Annotated in this window: 3 protein-coding genes and 1 pseudogene; 1 reads left to right on the top strand and 3 read right to left on the bottom strand. The window is 56.9% G+C overall.

Going from position 1 to position 3677, the window contains the following annotated elements; all coding sequences use genetic code 11:
- Window positions 1-346 precede the first annotated feature (346 nt).
- A complete protein-coding gene (locus M0974_RS32630; protein ID WP_297846376.1) occupies window positions 347-1132 on the bottom strand; it encodes an ABC transporter ATP-binding protein in 786 nt (261 codons plus the stop codon).
- Between the two features lie 2 nt (window positions 1133-1134).
- Window positions 1135-2010, bottom strand: a complete 876-nt coding sequence (locus tag M0974_RS32625) for an ABC transporter permease (RefSeq protein ID WP_297846374.1) — start codon at window positions 2008-2010, stop codon at window positions 1135-1137.
- A gap of 249 nt (window positions 2011-2259) precedes the next feature.
- Between M0974_RS32625 and M0974_RS32620 the strand changes: the two genes are divergently transcribed.
- Window positions 2260-3348 carry an LLM class flavin-dependent oxidoreductase gene (locus tag M0974_RS32620; RefSeq protein ID WP_297846372.1) on the top strand — a complete coding sequence of 363 codons (1089 nt, stop codon included), beginning with the start codon at window positions 2260-2262 and terminating at the stop codon, window positions 3346-3348.
- A 224-nt stretch (window positions 3349-3572) separates the two neighbouring features.
- Here the strand turns inward: M0974_RS32620 and M0974_RS32615 are convergent.
- Window positions 3573-3677 (bottom strand): annotated as a pseudogene (locus M0974_RS32615) (class II aldolase/adducin family protein); the annotation flags it as partial.

Below are 3677 nucleotides of genomic sequence, written 5' to 3'. Positions count from 1 at the left end.
TCGGGAAGCAGGCAGCGCGGTGCATCAGACATACCGCGGCGCGGCCTTCGCGAACAAGTTCGCTCCTACAGAAAAGGGGAATATCCCCAACTCAGGCGCCATGCCGAGAACCCTGTGGGACTGAACTTGTTCGGGAAGCAGACGACGCGGTTTGTCAGAAATACCGAGGCGCGGTCTTCCCGAATGAATTCGGTCCCACAGAATCGGGGAAATACCCCAACTCCAGCGCCATGCCGAGAACCCTGTGGGACTGAACTTGTTCGGGAAGCAGGCAGCGCGGTACATCAGAAATACCGAGGTGTGGCCTTCGCGAACAAGTTTTGGCTCCTACAGGGGATTGCCGTTATTACGCACTGGCAATACGGCGCACTTTCTCGTGGATCGACCGCTCGCTGATCGCCCCATTGCTGGCCACTTCAACGCCCAGTAACCCCAACAGGCGCGCACGGATGGCTTGAAAACCCGGCTGACCAGTGTCTCGCTGACGCGGCAATTCAATACGAATATCGTCGGCGATCTTGCCATCGGCGAGCACGATCACCCGGTCGGCCAACAGAATCGCTTCGTCCACGTCGTGGGTCACCAGCAGCACCGCCGGCGTGTGTTTGCGCCACAAATCGATGATCAACTGGTGCATGCGAATCCGGGTCAAGGCGTCGAGGGCGGCAAAGGGTTCGTCGAGCAACAGCAACTTTGGCTCACGCACCAGACCGCGAGCTAGCGCCACCCGTTGTGCTTCGCCACCCGACAAGGTTGCGGGGAACGCATTCAGGCGATGGGCGAGGCCGACTTCGGTCAGCGCCTCCACCGCACGGCGTTTGGCGTCACCGACGCGCAAACCGAGCACCACGTTTTTCCAGGCACTTTTCCACGGCATCAAACGCGGCTCTTGAAACACCGCAGCCCGCGCCAGCGGCACCCGCAACTCGCCACTGTCGATGGAGTCCAGCCCGGCCAAAGCCCGCAACAAGGTGGTTTTGCCAGAACCACTGGCGCCGAGCAATGCCACGAACTCCCCCGGCGCGATGTCCAGATCAAGGCCATCAATCACCCGCTGCTGGCCAAATTGGCGAACTACATTGCGCAATTGAACCGGGGCAGACGCTGTGTGCAAAAGGTCGAGAGCAGCCATGTTCAATTCCTCACAAATGTAGGACGCCACGCCAACGCATAGCGCTCCAGCGTGCGGATGATGCCGTCGATCACCAAGCCGAGAACGCTGTAGATCAACAGGCAAATGACGATCACGTCGGTGCGCATAAAGTCCCGGGCATCGCTGGCGAGAAAACCGATGCCCGCCGTGGTGTTGATCTGTTCGACGAACACTAGCGCCAGCCAGGAAATACCCAAGGAATAACGCAGGCCGACAAAGAACGAAGGCAGCGAGCCGGGCAGGATAACGTGCCAGATCAGCTCACGACGATTGAGGCCGAGCGTGTTGGCGGCCTCGATCAATTTCGGGTCGATGTTGCGAATCCCGGAGAAAAGATTGAGGTACACCGGAAAGGTGGTGCCGGTGACAATCAGCGCGATCTTGGTGAACTCGCCAATGCCGAACCAGAGGATGAACAGCGGCACCAGTGCCAGCGCAGGAATGGTCCGCAGCATTTGCATCGGCGAGTCCAGAACCAGTTCGCCACGCTTGGATAAGCCGCTGATCAGTGCGGTTACCACGCCAATACTGACGCCAATGCTTAGGCCGGTTAATGCGCGTTGCAGCGATACCCACAGGTGTTTGCCGAGTTCGCCAGACATGATCATTGCCCACAGGGTATCGCCAATTTGCGACGGCGCCGCGATCACTCGAGAGGGAATCCAGCCTGCCCGCGACGCAAGTTCCCAGAGCAGCAGCAGGATGATGGGACTGAGCAAGCGAAGAGCGTAATCGGGCGTACGCCAGCGTTTGCCGTTGACTGCATTCTGGCCCGACGACACGTCGATCTGCGCAGGCTTGCTTACGGTGAAGAAGCCCGCATCAGCACGTTGAGGATCAAGGGTTGTTTCGGACATGAGACTTCCTTCTGAGTAACGCGCGAGCTGGGCAAAGCGGCCCTAGACGTGTAGCCATGCTATTCGTATAAAAAACCTCAGTGAAATTCTATTTAGGAATAACCTAATAGTTAAATAAATTAATTTCCATCATTCTATAAAATGCATATTTTTTATAATTAACTTAGACCTAAATAGAATTTCACACGCTTTGCCGATGCAATTATGTTGCGGGTCACGCGGTCGCGCAATTCATAAGAAGGAGTCTCTATGAGCATCGAATTCATCGGTTACATTGCCACCCAACCAGGGTCGGAAATTCACCCCCGCAGCGGTCCGACCATTCAACCGGACTATGTTGAAAAGGTTGCACGCGCCCATGAAGAGGCCGGCTTTGATCGGGCCTTGGTGGCATTTCACTCCAATAGTCCAGACAGCGCTTTTGTGGCGGCGCATGCGGCGAGCGTGACCAGCCGCTTGAAGTTTTTGATCGCTCATCGCCCTGGCTTCATTGCCCCAACGTTGGCGGCCCGGCAGTTTGCAACGCTGGATGTGTTCAACGGTGGGCGCACGGCGATACACATCATTACCGGCGGCGACGACAAGGAATTGCGCGCCGACGGTAGTTTCATTGGTAAAGACGAACGCTACGCACGCACTGATGAGTACCTGGACGTGGTGCGCCAGGAGTGGACGCGTGATGCGCCGTTCGATTATCACGGCGAGTATTACCAGTTCGAGGGTGCGCATTCGGCGGTCAAGTCGCCGCAACTGCCACATATCCCGGTGTACTTTGGGGGGTCGTCACCTGCCGCCATTGCGGTGGCTGGCAAGCACGCTGACGTTTATGCGCTGTGGGGCGAGACCTACGAGCAAGTGCGCGACGTGGTGAAACAGGTCCGGGCTGAAGCTGCAAAACACGGTAGGACGGTTCGCTTCAGTTTATCGCTACGACCGATCTTGGCGGACACGGAAGACCAGGCCTGGGCCCGCGCCGACAGCATTCTGCAAAGAGCCACAGCGATCGCACAAGCAAATGGTTTTGTGAAACGTGAGCCGCCGAATGAAGGCTCGCGTCGCTTACTGGCGGCCGCGGCTCAAGGCTCTCGTCTAGATAAGCGCTTGTGGACCGGTATTGCTGGGCTGCTCGGGGCACAGGGCAATTCGACCTCGCTGGTGGGTACACCTGAGCAAGTTGCCGAAGCGCTGCTTGATTACTATGACTTGGGAATTACCACCTTTCTGATTCGTGGTTTCGACCCATTGGAAGATGCCATCGACTACGGCAAAAAACTCATCCCCCTGACCCGTGAACTGGTCGCCCAGCGTGAGCGTGCGACGCAGGAAAAAGTCGCTTGATAAACAAGCGCCAGACCCAGCCTCTATAGGAGGAGACAACTGGTTGGCGAGAGGTTTGATGCGGTGTGTCTGACACACCGCATCAAATTGGCTCCTACAGGTTTTTTGAAACAGGTCCACCGAGTTACCAGCTTCCCGAATGAATTCGGTCCCACAAGGAGATTACATATCTCCCCCGTGGGACCGAATTCGTATCGGGAAAGGCCTGTGCAGTGCAGCCTACCTCACTGCTTATATTCAACATCCGTGCGCTCAAGCTGGCGAATCAGTGCATTCCAGTGCCTTGCGACACCAGGACCAACCCCGCTTTTGAAGACTTTGGCTTGTTC

The organism is Pseudomonas sp. (assembly GCF_026224925.1).
Classification (GTDB): domain Bacteria; phylum Pseudomonadota; class Gammaproteobacteria; order Pseudomonadales; family Pseudomonadaceae; genus Aquipseudomonas.
The sequence above is the reverse complement of the archived record's forward strand: the minus strand, read 5'-3'. Positions and strand labels throughout refer to the sequence as shown.